The organism is Spirosoma utsteinense, from assembly GCF_014282275.1.
Classification (GTDB): Bacteria; Bacteroidota; Bacteroidia; order Cytophagales; family Spirosomataceae; genus Spirosoma; species Spirosoma utsteinense.
The window spans coordinates 18,926-35,231 of record NZ_VFIA01000033.1 but is presented as its reverse complement, the minus strand read 5'-3'; the positions used below and the strand labels follow the sequence as shown (position 1 = coordinate 35,231).

The following is a 16,306-nucleotide window of genomic DNA, read 5'->3' as shown; positions in this document are numbered from 1 at the left end:
TATGGTGACAGCTTCAGATTAAATGGTGAGTACTTCAGTATTTAGGGCGTTTGCCAGCCATATTTCCTCGCGATACTGCCTGGGTGTGGTTCCCTGGAACCGTTTGAAGAACTTCGTGAAGTTCGACGGGTCGAAGGTGAGCGTGGTCGCAATGTCGGCGATGGACCGGTGTGTATCGGTGAGAAGCGCACGGGCGATGTCCATGATCTTCGCTTCGAAAAAATAGCAGGGGGCTTTTCCGGTTGTCAGTTTAATGGTGTTGCTCAGATGTGTGGGGTGCATGTTCATCTCATCGGCCACATCCCGAATCTCGTACATGTCGGTTACGCGCCCCGCCAGCAAATCGGCCAGATGCCGATCCAGAATAGCGAGGTAGTCGGCTGTTATCTCGTGCTGCCGGGCGGCTATTTTCCTGGGTAATTTATAGACTACTGCCATGGTCCGTGTTTACTGTCCGGGTAACGTTATTTTGTAGCTTCCCCGCTATCCGTTCGCCAGATCACTTTTTGCTCCGATACATGTTCTTGCCCGATAATGGTACGGTAGAGGTCGGGGCGACGGGCGTTGCGGTAGCGGAAACCACCCGCCTGCTGAAGCTTGATTGGCGTTAAGGTTGTCGTTACAACCTCATTGCCCAACTGGCGGCATTCGGCTACGATATCTCCGAATGGGTCGATGATCATGGAGCAGCCATTTTTCAGCTGGTCGTCGTCCATCCCGATCGGGTTGGAAAAAACGGCATAGACCGCGTTGTCGTAGGCGCGGGCGGGCAGCCACTTCATCAGCCACGCGCGGCCTTTCATGCCGTCAAATTCCAACCGGACCGACGTGGGGTCGTTTTCGCGGTTGGCCCATAGCGCCGGATCGGCAAAGCCGGCACCCGGTCGGGTCGAGGGTGTCATCATCGTTACGTGGGGCATGAAAATAATGTCGGCTCCCAGCAAGGCTGTTGCCCGGACATTTTCGACGATGTTATTATCGTAACAGATCAGGATACCGCATTTCCAGCCGTAGAGGTCGAAGACCACGTATTCGGTGCCGGGGAGAATGTTGGGGTTGATGAACGGATGGAGCTTGCGGTATTTAGCCACCAGCCCGTTCTTGTCGACGCATACGTAGGCTTTGAAGATCTGGTCCTGACTGTCCTTTTCGAACAGGCCCGCCAGAATAACGATGTCGTTATCGGCCGCAATCTGTTGTAAAGCCTGGATGCTATCGCCCTCAGGAATGAGTTCGGCAACGGCCAGGAGTTCTTCTTTGGACAGATGCTGGGCGAAGGTATAGCCGGTGATGGAGCATTCGTGGAAGGCAACGACCTGCGCGCCCTGCCGGGCTGCCTGGGCCGACAGCTCCCGAATGATACCCAGGTTATACGCTTTATCACCACTGGCGTTCTCGAACTGAGCGGTGGCAACGTTGAGATTTTGCATAAGTCGATATAAAGTGGACTACGAAGGTAGCGGATATAAGGTCTATTTTAAACGGGGATCGAACGGATGTGGTTCTATGCGAATCAGTGTCAACGTTGCGTGTTCGGGGTGAAGCGGGTTGAGTAAGAAGTTATGCTCGGATGGAGATTGGGCCGAGGGGACACGCATGATCCAGCAGGCTCGTTCATAAATCCATTCTTCTGTTATATCCGCAAGTTCATCTAAGTAAGGCCAGTCTTGCCAGCCTTCAGGTAAGGTCTCTGGTTCAATGATAAGCATAGATGCATTATCCGGCAAACGAACGGTTACCAACGCCCGATCCTCAGGTAGGCCCGGTGATTGGGCCAGGACTTCTAACTTCGCTAATGATATGTGCTCGGCTAAATAAACAAGTGGCGTTCCCCGCCGGTGCCAGCGACCTGGTGCAAACAAACCACCTGTACCGCCCAGATCAGTGGCGTAGCGTTTGTCTGCTATTCGGTAAAGTATCATAGAAATAAACCCATGGCCACGGCTTGCGCGTAATCCATTTTTCTCTGGGTAACGAATTGACGATTTAGGAGAAGATGCCGTGAAGTATGCGATTTAAGGCATCCATAACGTGCTGACGGCCAATCATCGAGTCCAGTATAGCTGTAGGACGCTGATTACCCATTGCTGGTATTTTAGTTTGAAGCCAGGTTTCGAAGTCGGACTGGTTTCTAAAAACATCGATTCCCTTTGCATACAATTCCGACAGCGAGATGGCTTTTTCGGTCTCGTCCTGAGTCATCCGCTCTTTGGCACGTATCCTGCGCTGATAGGTACTCTCTGAAATGGCTAGAATATGGCTCATTTCTTTGTTCGTAAAGCCGAAGTTAGTTTGCAAAAAAGCAACTGACTCCATCGGTAATCCTTCTTTTACAATGTCAATAAGATCAAATTCATGCCGAACAGGCCGCTTTACAAAGCGATCGCCACCTAAGCCCTCCATGATTTTACGAACAGACACCTGCATAGTTATTTGATAGTTTTAAAGCTGTCGTTTGACAACTATATGACAAAGATAATAATTCTTTGCAACGCTGTTGCCTGCCCCCTTAACTTTGCTGGAAACAGATAGTAACCAGCATTCAATCGTTTGCTCTTTCACCCTTTCGCTTTTATTCATGGAATACCGTATCGAAAAAGACACGATGGGCCAGGTGCAAGTCCCGGCCAATGTGTATTGGGGCGCACAAACCCAACGCTCCATCGAGAACTTCAAAATCGCTCAGGACATCAATAAAATGCCCCGCGAGATTATTCAGGCGTTTGCTTACCTCAAGAAAGCTGCCGCCCTGACCAACCTCGACGCGGGCGTGCTGCCGCAGGACAAATGCGACCTCATCGGGCAGGTGTGCGACGAGATTCTGGCCGGAACCCTGAACGATCAGTTTCCACTGGTGGTGTGGCAAACCGGGTCGGGTACCCAGTCGAACATGAACGTAAACGAAGTCGTCGCTTACCGGGCCCACGTCATCAACGGCGGGCAACTCACCGACGAGAAGAAATACCTGAACCCCAACGACGACGTCAACAAGTCGCAGTCGAGCAACGATACGTTTCCGACGGCCATGCACATTGCGGCCTATAAAACGCTGCTGGACGTAACTATTCCGGGCATTACCAAACTGCGCGATACGCTGGCGGCCAAGTCGAAGGCGTTCATGCACGTTGTGAAAATCGGCCGGACGCATTTCATGGATGCCACGCCGTTGACGGTAGGGCAGGAGTTTTCGGGCTACGTGTCGCAACTGGACCACGGTCTGCGGGCGATCAATAATTCGCTGGCTCACCTGAGCGAACTGGCGCTGGGCGGTACGGCCGTGGGGACGGGGATCAACACGCCCCCCAACTATTCCGAAAACGTAGCTAAACACATCGCGACCCTAACGGGATTGCCGTTCATCACGGCCGAGAATAAATTCGAAGCTCTGGCCGCGCACGATGCCATCGTGGAAGCCCACGGGGCATTGAAAACGGTTGCCGCCAGTCTGATGAAGATCGGTAACGATATCCGGATGCTGTCGAGCGGCCCACGGGCGGGTATTGGTGAACTGCACATCCCCGACAACGAGCCGGGGTCGTCGATCATGCCGGGCAAAGTGAACCCTACTCAGTGCGAGGCCATGACAATGGTTGCTGCGCAGGTGATGGGCAACGATGTGGCCATTAACATTGGCGGTATGAACGGCCATTTCGAACTGAACGTGTTCAAGCCGGTCATGATCTTCAATTTCCTACATTCGGCCCGACTTATTGGTGACGTATGCGTGTCGTTCAACGACAAGTGCGCCGTAGGTATCGAACCTATCGAAGCCAATATCAAGAAACACGTCGACTCATCGCTGATGCTGGTAACGGCGCTGAACACCAAGATCGGGTATTACAAAGCCGCCGAAATTGCCCAGACGGCCCACAAAAACGGGTCAACGCTGAAAGAAACGGCCATTGCTCTCGGCTACGTCGCGGAAGCCGATTTCGACGAGTGGGTGAAGCCGGGCGATATGGTTGGGAATTTGTAACGCAGACATCCTGTCAGCCCCGATAGGGGTGTCCTGTTAATAGGAATGACCCGTTTATGCAATAGAAGCCCCGTTAGGGGCGGCCGCTATTGCCAACCGGGTCGCCCCTAACGGGGCTGGGGTGTTCTTGAGGCCGTTTAGTCCTAATGACAGGACACCCCTGTCGGGGTTACACCAGGCATACCTTATTCATAATTCACATTAACGAGAATTACATACAGAATGACTCTTCCTGCTTAGGGAGAGTCATTTGCGTTTATGAACGAAAATGACTTAGGTTGTTTTTGTCATGCCGACGAAGGAAGCATCTGCTGTAACTTGCGCTTAAATGGTTTCATTCGAAGATGCTTCCTTCGTCAGCATGACAAAAACAACCTTCAGACTATTTATTTCTAGAGTACTCGCGAAACACTATAGTTCTCTGCCTGAAGCCGGTTAAACGCCATAATTGCGTAGGTTGGTGGCGGTTAAATCTACCATCGCTATGATACCCAACCTGCCCCTGCTGGTAAGTCTTGTTTTTATCGCCACAGCCGGGATTACGGTCTGGTTTTTCTACGGAGCCGCCCGGCAATCGAAACCTGTTCTGCTCGTGCTACTAGGTTGGATGGCGCTACAGGCGGGGCTTTCCCTGGCCGGGTTCTACCTGAGAACGGACAGCGTGCCACCCCGTTTGCCAGGGCTGTTGGTACCCCCGATACTGTTCATTATGGGGTTATTTCTGACCGAAAAGGGTCGTCAATTTCTGGATGGCTTACTACTCGACCGGCTGACGCTGCTCCACATCGTACGCATTCCGGTCGAGATCGTGCTGTTCTGGTTATTTCTCAACAAGTCTGTCCCGCAGATCATGACCTTCGAAGGGCAGAATTTCGACGTGCTTTCCGGACTTACCGCCCCGGTCATCCACTACCTGGGGTTCGTCAAAAAAAGAGTATCCCGAACGGTGCTGATCGGCTGGAACCTGATTTGTATGGCCTTGCTGGTCAACATTGTTTTAACGGCTGTTTTGGCCGTGCCATCTCCTTTTCAACAAATTGCGTTTGGCCAGCCTAATGTTGGTATCCTTTACTTTCCGTTCGTGTGGCTACCCTCAGTCGTTGTGCCCCTGGTTTTGTTATCACACCTGGCGGCTCTCCGGCAACTACTGTATAGCCGCCCCTCGGTATTGGCCAACTAAGTACCCGTTCCTGACTCCGCCGATCCGGTTTTTAGGGGAGCTACCGGTTACTAATTTGACAATCCATTAAATCAATGGAGTAAGATGTTAGAGAGATCGTTTCGTTAGATTGCTCCTGATAACCAAACCATTACCTGGATGACCAACCTATTTTCTCTATTCGCACTAGTCCTGATGACAGGCATGTCTGCATTTGCCCAGAAGGACATGAAAGCCGACATTATGGCGGCTAACCAGAAGTTCATGGAGGCCTATGCCCAGGGCGCTACGACGATGAACACCTATTATTCGGCCGATGCTCAACTGATGCCGCCCGGCATGGAAGCTGTCAACGGAAACACAGCCATCGGTACGTTCTGGAAAGGTGCCTTTGAGTCAGGGGTGAAGAAAGCCAAACTCGCGACAACGGAGGCCCAGCAAAACGGCGATCAGGTTTTTGAGGTGGGTCAATATACGCTTTACGGTGCTAATGATGCCCAACTGGATACGGGTAAGTATGTCGTGATCTGGAAGAAAGAAGGAGGACAGTGGAAACTTCACCGCGACATCTGGAATACCAGCATGGCACCCACTATGGCCGCCAAGTAAGCAGTAAAGCCGCCCTGCCGGGCTAGCCGAGTCGGAAACCATTCCGCTCGACCGACCCGGCAGGGCGGCTTTATCTATAAACGCCTAGCGCGTTACTTCCGGCATTTGTTCTTCCATGGAAAGCCCCAGCACCTGGCTGGTATGCTTCCGGAGCCGCTGGCCCAGTTCAGGGTTATTGCCCAGGACCTGGCCGTAGGATGGAATCATTTCGGTCAGTTTTGCTTTCCACACGTCGGATTTTACTTTATCCGGGAAGCACTGGTTGAGCAGATCGAGCATGATGGATACCGCCGTCGAAGCACCGGGCGAAGCGCCCAGCAGGGCCGCAATACTACCGTCGGCCGCACTCACGACCTCGGTGCCGAATTCGAGCACACCCCCTTCTTCGTCGTCTTTTTTGATTACCTGCACCCGTTGCCCGGCAATCTCCAGATCCCAGTCGTTCATCTGCGCGTTGGGGAAATATTCGCGCAGCGCATCCAGACGGTCTTCGGGCGACTGTAGTACTTGCTGAATCAGGTATTTGGTCAGGGAAATGTTGTGCATCCCCGCCATCAGCATCGGAGCCATATTGCTCAGCTGAATCGACTTGGGCAGGTCCAGATAAGAGCCACTTTTCAGGAATTTGGTCGAGAAACCGGCATACGGGCCAAACAGCAGCTCTTGCTGGCCGTCGATCATGCGTGTATCGAGGTGAGGTACCGACATTGGCGGAGCCCCTACCGAAGCTTTACCGTACACTTTAGCGTGGTGCCGTTCGATCACGTCGCGATTTGTGCACCGCAGCCATTGACCACTAACGGGGAACCCGCCATAGCCCCGGCTTTCGGGAATATCCGATTTTTCCAGAAGCCGCAACGAGCCACCACCGGCCCCAATGAACAGGAAGTCGGTTTGCACCTCACGCGTCCGGCCATCGGCCAGATTCTCTACCTTGAGCTTCCAGCCCCCCAGCGATTTCGACCGCCACAAATCCCGAACATCGTAGCCGAAATGCATCGTTACCCCGTCCATGGTTTGCAGTTGCTTAAACATCGAGCGGGTCAGCGCGCCAAAGTTCACATCGGTGCCGAGGTCCATTTTGGTGGCAGCCACCGGTTGCGCCGGGTCGCGGTCTTCCATCACAATAGGCATCCATTCGGCAAGCTGCGACTGCTCTTCGGAGTATTGCATGCCGTGGAAGAGGTAGTTTTGCTGGAGCGCTTCGTAGCGTTTGTGTAAGTACGCTACGTTTTCCTGTCCCCATACAAAGCTCATGTGCGGAATGGAGCGGATGAAGTTGGGCGCGTCGCTCAGGAAATTTTTCTCAACCAGAAATGACCAGAATTGCTTCGACTGCTCGAACGACTCGGCAATTTTAACGGCTTTCGATGCATCGATGGTGCCGTCTTCCCGCTCGGGGGTATAGTTTAATTCGCAGAAAGCAGAGTGGCCGGTACCGGCGTTGTTCCAGGCGTCGGAACTTTCGGCGGCTGCACTATCGAGCCGTTCGTAAATCTCAATGGTTATATCAGGTTGCAGTTCTTTGAGCATGACGCCGAGGGTGGCGCTCATGATGCCTGCGCCGATCAGTACGACGTCGGGGCCTTTTTGGTTTGATTTTGTATGCTTAGCCATGTCAGGAAACGGGATAGACACCCTTTATATCTACAAAATTGGTGGGGTGGTTGTTCCGAAAAGGGCGCTTCACCGGACAAAATCAGGACAATAAGTGCCTGAACGGACCGGCTACACGGCGATGCTGGCTCATTTCGCTTATTTTTGGAAGACATTTTCAATGACGACTCATGCGTAAAATACTCCTGTTGTTCCTGAGTTTACCCCTTATTACCAACGCCCAGCACACGCGCCAGGGCGATCCCTTTGCGCATACGTTCTCAATCGTGGCCCGTGACCCGAAGACGGGTGATCTGGCGGTAGGCGTTCAGAGTCACTGGTTTTCGGTCGGTACGTCGGTCTCGTGGGGCGAAGCGGGGGTAGGCGTTGTCGCTACGCAATCGTTTACCAACAAATCATTCGGTATCCGGGGACTACAATTGCTCAAGAGTGGGAAGACTGCCCAGCAGGCTTTGGACGAACTGCTGCGAACCGACGAAGGGCGGGAGGTACGCCAGGTAGCTATTGCCGATGCGAAAGGCAACGTAGCGGTGCATACGGGCAAAAAATGTATCGATTTCGCCGGGCATCATAAGGGAGCTAACTACTCGGTACAGGCTAACATGATGTTGAAAAATACCGTACCCGATGCCATGGCGAAAGCATTCGAAGCCAACAGCAAACTGCCCTTGCCCGAACGGGTATTAAGTGCTCTCAACGCTGCCCAGGCTGCCGGGGGTGATATACGCGGTCGTCAATCGGCGGTGCTGCTGGTCGTAAAAGGAAAGGCAACCGGAGCGCCCTGGGACGATAATCACCTGGTCGACCTGCGCGTGGATGATGCCGTACAGCCGCTACCCGAACTGGCGCGTCTGCTCCGGACCCACCGCGCCTACGAGCACATGAACAACGGCGATCTGGCGACAGAGAAAAATGATATGAAGGCAGCCATGCAGGCCTACGGCTCGGCCATGAAACTCTTCCCTAAAAACCTGGAAATGCAGTACTGGACGGCTATTGCGCTGGCCAATACGAAGCAGGTACCCAAGGCCGCCGGGATGCTGCAACAGATTTACGCGCAGGATGGCAACTGGCGTGAGTTGACCCGACGACTGCCTAGAGTGGGTCTGCTGACGGTGTCTACTACCGAACTGGCGCAGCTGGTCAAGTGATTTGGTCCTACTTTTACACTATGAAGCAAGGTATGCGGGCGTGGGTGTTGGTTGGTTTTAGCCTGTTGCTACCGGGGCAGTCTATACGGGCACAGGTCCTGACACCAGCGCCTGCTCCTGTAACGGAACAGCCGGGCATTCGGCAGGGGCGGTTTATTGGCGTCGTTGCCAGTACGGCCGCTTTTTATACCATCACCCTGCTGCTGCTCCGTAAGCAGTGGTACAAAAAAAAGGTGCCCTTCCATAGCTTCAACGACAACCGCGAATGGTTGCAAATGGACAAAGTAGGCCATACGGCTACAGCCTACTGCATGAGTCGGGGTGGCTATGAACTTATGCGCTGGAGTGGCGTCAACGAGCGGGCCAGTATCCTTACAGGTGGACTGCTGGCGCTCCTTTTCCAGACAACGCTGGAGGTATACGACGGCCACGCCGACGGGTGGGGTTTTTCCAAAGGCGACATGCTGGCCAACGTGGCCGGTACGGCCCTGTTCGTAGGGCAACAGTACGGCACCGGTCAACAGATCGTGAGCATGAAGTATGGATTCCGGAAAACGATATTCCCCCCTTATCGGCCCAATCTGTTGGGGAAAACGACGGGGCAGCAGATGCTGAAAGATTACAACGGCCAACAGTATTGGCTGTCGGTCAACCTCGCATCAGCATTGCCGGTCGGCCCGTCGTTTCCGCGCTGGCTCAACCTTGACGTTGGCTATAGCGGGAGTGGTATGACAGGTGGACACGAGAACCCGCGCATGGTCGACGCTGTGGGCAATGAGGTGAAATTCGAGCGGCACCGGCAGTTTTTCATTTCACCCGACGCCGACCTGTCGCGCATCAGCACGTTTTCCCCTTCCCTGCAACGCTTCATTGGCACCGCCCAGTTTTTCAAAATACCGGCCCCCTCCCTGGAATTCAACCGAGTAAAAGGTTTCCGCTTCCACCCGCTGATCTTGCCGAGGGAGTGAATGGTGAATGAGTAAATGATGAATGATGAATGATGAATGGGTTTGGCGCCCGCTAGTCACTCATTCATCATTCATCATTTACTCATACGCTCCCCCGCCGATATCGAAGCCAATTTTAAGGCCGAGGTAGGCGTTGGGGCTTTTATAGCGCTGGACAACCGATGACGCACTGGTCATGACGCCCGTGCTGCTGGGTATCAGGTTGTACTCAGCGCCGAAGGCAAAGTGACCTGCTTTGAACCCAGCCCGCACCATAGCGCCCAACTTGGTGCCGCCCGAAACGCCCCCGTCGCCCTCCGAAAAGCTGACGCCCCCAACCGTAAACACGCCCAGACCGGCCCCGACGAAGGGTCGGAAATTGCTTTCCGACAGAAGGTAATTGCCGGTAAACACGAATGAGCTGGCACCCTTTAACTCGCTGGTACCCGACCCGTTGTCGACGGTGTAGGCATGGTTCATTAGGCCCAGTTCGTAGCGAAGGCCCAGGTCGACCCGGTCATTCAGACCATATTTGGGTTCGAGCGAGAGAAGAATGCCTCCCATAGAGGCCGCTTCCAGTGGTTTGGCGTAACCCATGGAGATGTTGACTTTAAAGGGTTTGAAGACCTGTGCGGAGGCTGAACCCGTGAGTAACAGCAACAGCGGCAGAAAAGATACCTTCATTACATACGACCTGTTAGAGATGATGGGAAAAGGAAAGCGTAGTGACGCCCGGTACAAACATACCGATACATAACGCATGATAATGCGATAATTGTCTGGAAACAGAAAAGCCCGCTCAGTTAAACTGAACAGGCTTTTCTGCCAATGACTTAGTTCGAACTACCGACGGCCACCGCCGATGTCGAAACCAACCTTAACGCCTAAGTATGCGTTTTCGCTGCTGATCTTCGTCGTACCAATCGTGTTATCGGTCGTAGGGGCTGCGTTGTATTCAACGGCCGCTACAAAGTGACCCGTTTTGATACCCGCCCGAATCATGCCGCCAAACTTGGTATCGCTTACGAAGTTGACGTCCTGCGGGGTTTGCCCGTCTGTAACGGTTACCGAACCACCCGACGCTACGCTGTACAGACCAACGCCAGCACCCAGGAATGGACGGATACCTTCAGTCCCGAACAGGTAGTTGCCCGTGATCAGATAGGAGCCAAAAGCACCTACGTCACTCTTCGTTGTGTTGCCGTTGCGCTCGATGCCTCTGGCTACAAAGGCCGACTCCAGCCGGAGACCCAGATCGAAATGATCACTGAGGCCGTACTTAGGCTCCACCGCTACCAGAAAACCGCCCGAAACACCGGCGTTGAGGGGCTTGGCATAACCAACCGATACGTTTACTTTGAACGGTTTGTAGACCTGAGCTGAAGCCGACAGAGCGCCCAGCATGAGCAATGCTGCGAGATAATTTTTCATAACTGTGTATAAATTGTGAATGATAAACGCCAACCTGACGTCGTGGGCAATTAAACTGTGGGCAATGTAAACTTGTTTTGCGCCAGCGTTTATATTTTCACAAGATCCTCACAGTCAAGTATAAATTTATTCTGAAATCACGACCGACTCGCATACGTAAGTCGGAATAATGCCTGTACTCCGGATCTGGATCTCGGCATCCTGTGGCTGGGTGTTCCCCGTGAGCGCCAGCACCGTATCGAGCCCGAATTTGTTGCCGCCAAGGATATCGGTGCGGAGCGTGTCGCCCACCATCAGAATGTCGCGCTTACTCACGGGGCCGTCGGCATGTTCCAGTCGTTCGTAGGCGAACATAAACAACTGCGCATCGGGTTTGCCGAACCGGATAAACTGCTTGCCCACGATGGTTTCGATCATTTCGGCAACTGCACCAATGGCAATGGCAATGCGGGTTTTGGAAACGGGATACGTTTCGTCGGTGTTGGCAACGATCACCGGAATATTGCGTTTGCGGAGCAGGTTGACGGTCTTGTTCAGGTCCGTGTTCCAGTCGAAGCCTTCATCGTCCAGCAGCACCAATGCGTTTATATCTGATACGTCGCTTAGGTCGACTTCGCTGATGGGCAGGGTTTTCAGATCGGGCGTTTCAAGATAATGGGCCGAACTGGGCGTACCCAGGTAAGCGACTGTACCGTGGTTCACTTTGAGGTCCAGGTACTCGCGGGCCAGCATACCCGACGAGATGATGCGCTCGGGAGTTATGGCATAGGAACCCGCCCGGTAATAGGATTCGGCCAGTTCCTGCGGACTCCGCGAAGCATCGTTGGTCAGGATGTAAAACTCTTTGCCCGTTTCCTGCAGCCACGAAAACGTATTCTCAATGCCAGGCAAAAGCCCTTCGTAATTTTTTAGTACGCCAAAGGCATCGAAAAAGATAACTTTATAATCAGCCGCTACGGCTTTAAAATCGGAAAGCTGCATGGAAAGCTATTGAATGAATGATACTGGCCTTTTTACCATATAGAATAGGCAAAATTACGATGCAGCCGATGCTTTCAAGCAGTTTTCTTTCAATTGACTGTATATATTCATAGTCGGTTTGTCAATTTTCAGTGGTTGTATTCCGTTTTAGATATTCCTGAATCCGGCGCTGACCCTACACTCAAACCATTCTTTTTGGGGGCTATCCATAAATCACGTTAACTTATTCAGAACCCTGAATTCAGCTACCTATCTTCGGCTGCTGGAATAGCTCCTTTTTAGGGTACCCTCTGTTACACGGCCATTATCAAGCGATTACCGAATGAGAAAAGCTCTTTTTTTGATTATCACTACGCTGGCTGTGGCCTTGCAGGCATTGGCCCAACCTACTCCTTCTCCTGCCCCCAGAGCCACTTATACAAATCCGGTCATTGCGGGCGACTTTGCTGATCCTTCTCTCATTCGGATTGGTGAGACCTACTTTGCCGTAGGCACATCCTCGGAGTGGGGGCCGGCCTACCCCATTTATTCCTCCAAAGACTTGGTTAACTGGTCCTATGTGGGTCCTGGATTTAACGAACTACCTGCCTGGACGATGGGCAGTTACTGGGCCCCGGAGTTATTCTACCGAAACGATACGTATTACCTGTATTACACCGCTCGGCGGAAATCCGACCAGCGTTCGTTTATTGGCGTGGCTACGACGCGCGATCTGACGAAGGGATTCACCGACCATGGCCTGTTACTGGAATGGACGACCGAAGCGATTGATCCTTTTATCATCGAAGAGGGAGGTAAATGGTTCATTACCTGGAAAGCTTACGGGTTGGATAAAGGCAGATCCATTGAAATCCTGGGTGCTGAACTATCGGCCGACGGACGCAAGGTTACCGGACAAGCGTTTACGCTCATCAAGGCTGAGCCGGCCAATTGGGAAAAGGGGGGCGTTGAGGGACAGGCGATTTTCAAACGAGGTCGCTACTACTACATGCTCTACTCAGGCAACGCTTGTTGCGGGGCGCAGTGTGACTATCAGGTTGGTTTGGCCCGAGCCGAAAAACTGCAAGGCCCCTGGGAGAAATACATCAACAACCCGCTATTGGTCAGTAATAAGGATTGGAAATGCCCAGGACACGGAACCGTCGTAGTGACGCCTGATGAGCGTTACTTTTACCTGCACCATGCCTACGACGGCACCGATTTTACCTCTACCGGGCGTCAGGGCGTGTTGAGCGAGTTGATTTGGCCTGACAAAAGCCAGTGGCCCACTTTTCGGTATGGACACGCAACGCCCACTCAGGCTGAGTCACCGCTTCAGACTACACAGAGACGGCAGTCAAACCTGACGGTTAATTTTAGTCAGGCCCGCAACAGCGTTCCCTGGGTGTGGGATGTAAGCCTTCCCAAGCCAGTGTATCAGGTGAATCAGGGTCAACTGCAGCTGGTTAATGCCAGCTCAAGCCAGGCGGGTACCTTCCTGGGACTAGTCGTCAAGAAAGGAACCTACACCATGTCGGCCGACATCGTTCCCCAGGCCGATCTGCTGCAAAGTTTGTGCGTGTACGGGGATGCCCAAAACCAACTAGGCATAGGTATTCGGCAGGGGTCGCTTGAACTCTGGCAGATTAAAGCGGGAACGCGTCGTGTTCTAAAGACGCAGCCGGTACCAGACGATACCCCTTCGATTACGCTGCAAATACGCAGTCAAAGGGGGCAATATTATGAGTTCGGCTGGCGCACTAAAGAAGGGAAGTACAGCCAGATAACGGATGCTCCGCTGGATGGCTCTTTTCTGCCTCGCTGGGACCGGGCACCACGTTCAGGTATTGGCCTGAGTGGAAAAGATCAGGCAAGCAGTCTTATTCGCACCATGACTATTCACTACGACGAGTCCTGAAATGGTGTGTGAGCCCGCTTCCCTTTACCTTCATTTGTCTGTTTGCAGATACCACCCCGCTCCGTACGGTATAGCCGCGAAGAGGAGGTAATGAATTGAGCCTGAGAGAGAAATCGCTCACGCGGCTATATGCCCAACTCCCGAAGGATTTTCTCGGCATCGAACTGCTCGATGGATGGAAAGTAGATCTCGTAGGCTTCGCGCTGGAGTTTAATGGCGTAGGTACGGTGGAAAAAATACCGCCCATATTTAATGACGTAGTTGAGTATGAAAAAACGAAACGCTTCGGGCAGGAAACGAATTTCATTTTCGGTGAGCGGGTAGATCCGGTGGTACTGTTTCAGGAACAGCATAAACCGGTCTTCCATCATGGGGCCAATGCCGTAGCTAAACACCGTCCGGTCGCCCAGGTCGGATACCACCCGGCTGAAGAAATAGAAATCCATAACCCGGTAGCTGATCCGGAACCAGTCATAATCCCAGCGTGAAAACAGTTCGAGATCCTCTGTAATGGAGAAGTTGCCGATGTTCCAGTCCACGAAAACCGGCATGGTTTCGACCGTACCTGCTACGAGTTTCTGGCGATTGGTGAGGAACAGGTCGCACTGGCGCTTCAACTCGTCGGTATGCATACGGTGCTCAAACTGCCCGGCTTCCGTATCCAGCAGGTCGAGCAGATCCCAGATATCCGAACGCAGCGTTTTCGACGATTTGGGTAAGACGGGACTTACCCGCGAGCAGGCTTTATGAAAGCGGGCGATCTGCGTACCCAGCGCCCGGATGTGGTGCTCGTCGAGCCGGCGGGGGAGCTTCTGCTGAATGCGAATCGGGTTGTAGAACACGACCCAGGCATCGAGGAAGCCCTCCTGGTACCGATACGTATACACCTGCCCGTCACGCACCAGCGATTTCGCCAGTAGATTCTCGAACGGATAAAGCAGGTTGTTCGACAGGACGTGAATAATGCGGTGGTCTTCCAGGAAATGCTCGAATTTGCCAAAGTAAGACAGTTTGGCAATGATCGAGTCGCCGTCGTCGAACGTAACTTTAAAGACGTGGTTCGTTGATACGCGGGCACTGATATCTTCGATGGTACTGATCTGTACCGACGGGTCAAAACCTGCCCAGGCTTTTCTGATAATTGTGGGGTAATCGACGAGACGCATGTTCGACGTTAAATAATTTCAAAATACCGCTTTAACTCCCAGTCACTAACCTGTTGGGCGTACTGGCGCCATTCCCAGTCGCGGGTGCGGACGAAGTGGTCAACGAATTCGACACCGAACAGTTCAGATGCAATGGGCGAAGCGGCCATTGCCCGCGTGGCTTCGGCCAGGTTTGTCGGTAGTATACCGTACTGTTTGTCGGCGTAGCCGTTACCTACAGAAGCGGCTGTTTCGAGCGTAAGCTTATGCCGGACACCATACAGGCCCGATGCCAGCGCGGCTGCCAGGGCCAGATACGGATTGGTATCGGCACCCGATACGCGGTGTTCTACGCGCGTGAGAGCCTCGTTCCGGTTCAGGACCCGCAGGGCCGTTGTCCGGTTATCGACCGACCAGGTTAGTGTAGTGGGGGCCCAGGCCCCTTCCACCAACCGTTTGTAGCTGTTGATGGTGGGGGCAAACATGGGGGTGATATACGGCAGACAATGCAGCTGCCCGGCAATGAAGTGCCGCATCAGTTCGCTCATCCGGTTTGGCTGTTCCGCGTCGAAGAACAGGTTTTTTGTCTGCTCTCTGTTCCAAAGGCTCTGGTGAATATGACCGCTGCATCCCGGCAAATCGGCATTCCATTTCGCCATAAACGTGGCAACCAGGCCATGCCGGTACGCAATTTCTTTCACCGACGTTTTGAACAGAGCGGCTTTGTCGGCGGCCCGAACAACCTCATCGTGGGCAATGGCCGCTTCATAGACGCCCGGCCCGGTTTCGGTATGTAACCCTTCGAGGGGAATGTCGAACCGGGTAAGCAGATCGAACAGATCGTTATGAAAGCCGCTTTCGAGCGAGGGCCGCAGAATCGAATAGCCAAACATGCCGGGCGTAAGCGGTTCTAGCTGGCGAAATCCCTTTTCCTGCAAACTGTGTGGTGTTTCGCGGAAATTGAACCATTCGAATTCCTGCGCAAATTCGGCATGAAACCCCATCGCGCGGCCCTGTTCGGCTACGCGCCTGAGCAGCGAACGCGGGCAGGCAGCAACGGCGTCGAAGTCTGCCAGGAAAAAAGGCAGGCCGTCTTCCCAGGGAAGTTGCCGAAATGTGGCCAGATCGATGTGTACCGATGCGTCGGGATACCCCGATTGCCAACCCGTCGTACGCCCATTGTCGTAGGGTACGTCGGCCGAATCCCACCCCCAGACTACGTCACAGAAGCCGTAACCATCGGCCAGCCCATCCAGAAATTTCTGGCGGCTAATGGTTTTGCCCCGCAGCACACCGTCGATGTCGGTAAAGGCAAATTTAATTTTAGGACTGTCGAGCTGGGTGATCAGCTCTATAACAGATTGTTGATTCATGGGGTATGGCGGGCTCGCCC

Annotated in this window: 16 protein-coding genes; 6 read left to right on the top strand and 10 right to left on the bottom strand. The window is 53.3% G+C overall.

Going from position 1 to position 16,306, the window contains the following annotated elements:
* Positions 1–18: 18 nt before the first annotated feature.
* The 4 genes from FH603_RS21410 to parS form a co-directional block, all read right to left on the bottom strand.
* Complete coding sequence (locus FH603_RS21410) at positions 19–438, bottom strand: helix-turn-helix domain-containing protein (RefSeq protein ID WP_186739793.1); 420 nt, start codon at positions 436–438, stop codon at positions 19–21.
* Between the two features lie 26 nt (positions 439–464).
* Positions 465–1,430, bottom strand: a complete 966-nt coding sequence (locus FH603_RS21405; protein ID WP_186739791.1) for a nitrilase family protein — start codon at positions 1,428–1,430, stop codon at positions 465–467.
* A 42-nt stretch (positions 1,431–1,472) separates the two neighbouring features.
* Entirely contained in the window at positions 1,473–1,922 is a 450-nt protein-coding gene (locus FH603_RS21400; RefSeq protein ID WP_186739789.1) for an RES family NAD+ phosphorylase, read from the bottom strand.
* A 64-nt stretch (positions 1,923–1,986) separates the two neighbouring features.
* Positions 1,987–2,427, bottom strand: coding sequence for a type II RES/Xre toxin-antitoxin system antitoxin (gene parS, locus FH603_RS21395; RefSeq protein WP_186739787.1), 441 nt, complete (start codon positions 2,425–2,427; stop codon positions 1,987–1,989).
* Between the two features lie 151 nt (positions 2,428–2,578).
* Between parS and fumC the strand changes: the two genes are divergently transcribed.
* The 3 genes from fumC to FH603_RS21380 all read left to right on the top strand — a co-directional run bounded on the left by fumC (position 2,579) and on the right by FH603_RS21380 (position 5,744).
* Positions 2,579–3,976 carry a class II fumarate hydratase gene (gene fumC, locus FH603_RS21390; protein ID WP_186739785.1) on the top strand — a complete coding sequence of 466 codons (1,398 nt, stop codon included), beginning with the start codon at positions 2,579–2,581 and terminating at the stop codon, positions 3,974–3,976.
* Between the two features lie 484 nt (positions 3,977–4,460).
* Positions 4,461–5,156: a hypothetical protein gene (locus FH603_RS21385; RefSeq protein WP_208493033.1), complete on the top strand. Its 696-nt coding sequence runs from the start codon at positions 4,461–4,463 to the stop codon at positions 5,154–5,156.
* Positions 5,157–5,294: 138 nt separating this feature from the next.
* Positions 5,295–5,744 carry a YybH family protein gene (locus FH603_RS21380; RefSeq protein ID WP_186739783.1) on the top strand — a complete coding sequence of 150 codons (450 nt, stop codon included), beginning with the start codon at positions 5,295–5,297 and terminating at the stop codon, positions 5,742–5,744.
* An 84-nt stretch (positions 5,745–5,828) separates the two neighbouring features.
* On the opposite strand, the gene FH603_RS21375 is transcribed toward FH603_RS21380, so the two are convergent.
* Complete coding sequence (locus FH603_RS21375; RefSeq protein WP_186739781.1) at positions 5,829–7,361, bottom strand: malate:quinone oxidoreductase; 1,533 nt, start codon at positions 7,359–7,361, stop codon at positions 5,829–5,831.
* Positions 7,362–7,531: 170 nt separating this feature from the next.
* Here FH603_RS21375 and FH603_RS21370 point away from each other — a divergent pair, with 170 nt between their 5' ends.
* Together FH603_RS21370 and FH603_RS21365 are read left to right on the top strand one after the other, a co-directional pair.
* Complete coding sequence (locus FH603_RS21370) at positions 7,532–8,512, top strand: DUF1028 domain-containing protein (protein WP_186739779.1); 981 nt, start codon at positions 7,532–7,534, stop codon at positions 8,510–8,512.
* 20 nt (positions 8,513–8,532) lie between these two features.
* Positions 8,533–9,480: a DUF2279 domain-containing protein gene (locus FH603_RS21365; RefSeq protein WP_235985348.1), complete on the top strand. Its 948-nt coding sequence runs from the start codon at positions 8,533–8,535 to the stop codon at positions 9,478–9,480.
* Positions 9,481–9,558: 78 nt separating this feature from the next.
* Here the strand turns inward: FH603_RS21365 and FH603_RS21360 are convergent, their stop codons facing one another.
* The 3 genes from FH603_RS21360 to FH603_RS21350 all read right to left on the bottom strand — a co-directional run bounded on the left by FH603_RS21360 (position 9,559) and on the right by FH603_RS21350 (position 11,871).
* Positions 9,559–10,143 carry an outer membrane beta-barrel protein gene (locus FH603_RS21360; RefSeq protein ID WP_186739777.1) on the bottom strand — a complete coding sequence of 195 codons (585 nt, stop codon included), beginning with the start codon at positions 10,141–10,143 and terminating at the stop codon, positions 9,559–9,561.
* Between the two features lie 159 nt (positions 10,144–10,302).
* Positions 10,303–10,890, bottom strand: a complete 588-nt coding sequence (locus FH603_RS21355; protein ID WP_186739775.1) for an outer membrane beta-barrel protein — start codon at positions 10,888–10,890, stop codon at positions 10,303–10,305.
* 126 nt (positions 10,891–11,016) lie between these two features.
* Complete coding sequence (locus tag FH603_RS21350; protein WP_186739773.1) at positions 11,017–11,871, bottom strand: TIGR01459 family HAD-type hydrolase; 855 nt, start codon at positions 11,869–11,871, stop codon at positions 11,017–11,019.
* 322 nt (positions 11,872–12,193) lie between these two features.
* On the opposite strand from FH603_RS21350, the gene FH603_RS21345 reads away from it, so the two are divergent.
* Positions 12,194–13,768 (top strand): glycoside hydrolase family 43 protein, encoded by a 1,575-nt coding sequence (locus tag FH603_RS21345; protein ID WP_186739770.1) that lies wholly within the window; start codon positions 12,194–12,196, stop codon positions 13,766–13,768.
* 125 nt (positions 13,769–13,893) lie between these two features.
* Here FH603_RS21345 and FH603_RS21340 read toward each other — a convergent pair whose 3' ends face one another.
* Both FH603_RS21340 and FH603_RS21335 read right to left on the bottom strand, forming a co-directional pair.
* The gene (locus tag FH603_RS21340; protein ID WP_186739768.1) at positions 13,894–14,934 is read right to left on the bottom strand and encodes an aminoglycoside phosphotransferase/kinase family protein; all 1,041 of its coding nucleotides are present in this window, start codon (positions 14,932–14,934) and stop codon (positions 13,894–13,896) included.
* Between the two features lie 8 nt (positions 14,935–14,942).
* Positions 14,943–16,286: a glutamine synthetase family protein gene (locus FH603_RS21335; protein ID WP_186739766.1), complete on the bottom strand. Its 1,344-nt coding sequence runs from the start codon at positions 16,284–16,286 to the stop codon at positions 14,943–14,945.
* Positions 16,287–16,306: the final 20 nt, after the last annotated feature.

Bases quoted from the DNA above. Each gene is read 5' to 3' on its own strand.
- FH603_RS21380 (WP_186739783.1), top strand. From the start codon at position 5,295: ATGACCAACCTATTTTCTCTATTCGCACTAGTCCTGATGACAGGCATG.
- FH603_RS21340 (WP_186739768.1), bottom strand. From the start codon at position 14,934: ATGCGTCTCGTCGATTACCCCACAATTATCAGAAAAGCCTGGGCAGGT.
- fumC (WP_186739785.1), top strand. From the start codon at position 2,579: ATGGAATACCGTATCGAAAAAGACACGATGGGCCAGGTGCAAGTCCCG.
- FH603_RS21345 (WP_186739770.1), top strand. From the start codon at position 12,194: ATGAGAAAAGCTCTTTTTTTGATTATCACTACGCTGGCTGTGGCCTTG.
- FH603_RS21405 (WP_186739791.1), bottom strand. From the start codon at position 1,430: ATGCAAAATCTCAACGTTGCCACCGCTCAGTTCGAGAACGCCAGTGGT.
- FH603_RS21335 (WP_186739766.1), bottom strand. From the start codon at position 16,286: ATGAATCAACAATCTGTTATAGAGCTGATCACCCAGCTCGACAGTCCT.
- FH603_RS21370 (WP_186739779.1), top strand. From the start codon at position 7,532: ATGCGTAAAATACTCCTGTTGTTCCTGAGTTTACCCCTTATTACCAAC.
- parS (WP_186739787.1), bottom strand. From the start codon at position 2,427: ATGCAGGTGTCTGTTCGTAAAATCATGGAGGGCTTAGGTGGCGATCGC.
- FH603_RS21385 (WP_208493033.1), top strand. From the start codon at position 4,461: ATGATACCCAACCTGCCCCTGCTGGTAAGTCTTGTTTTTATCGCCACA.
- FH603_RS21365 (WP_235985348.1), top strand. From the start codon at position 8,533: ATGAAGCAAGGTATGCGGGCGTGGGTGTTGGTTGGTTTTAGCCTGTTG.
- FH603_RS21350 (WP_186739773.1), bottom strand. From the start codon at position 11,871: ATGCAGCTTTCCGATTTTAAAGCCGTAGCGGCTGATTATAAAGTTATC.
- FH603_RS21375 (WP_186739781.1), bottom strand. From the start codon at position 7,361: ATGGCTAAGCATACAAAATCAAACCAAAAAGGCCCCGACGTCGTACTG.
- FH603_RS21410 (WP_186739793.1), bottom strand. From the start codon at position 438: ATGGCAGTAGTCTATAAATTACCCAGGAAAATAGCCGCCCGGCAGCAC.
- FH603_RS21400 (WP_186739789.1), bottom strand. From the start codon at position 1,922: ATGATACTTTACCGAATAGCAGACAAACGCTACGCCACTGATCTGGGC.
- FH603_RS21360 (WP_186739777.1), bottom strand. From the start codon at position 10,143: ATGAAGGTATCTTTTCTGCCGCTGTTGCTGTTACTCACGGGTTCAGCC.
- FH603_RS21355 (WP_186739775.1), bottom strand. From the start codon at position 10,890: ATGAAAAATTATCTCGCAGCATTGCTCATGCTGGGCGCTCTGTCGGCT.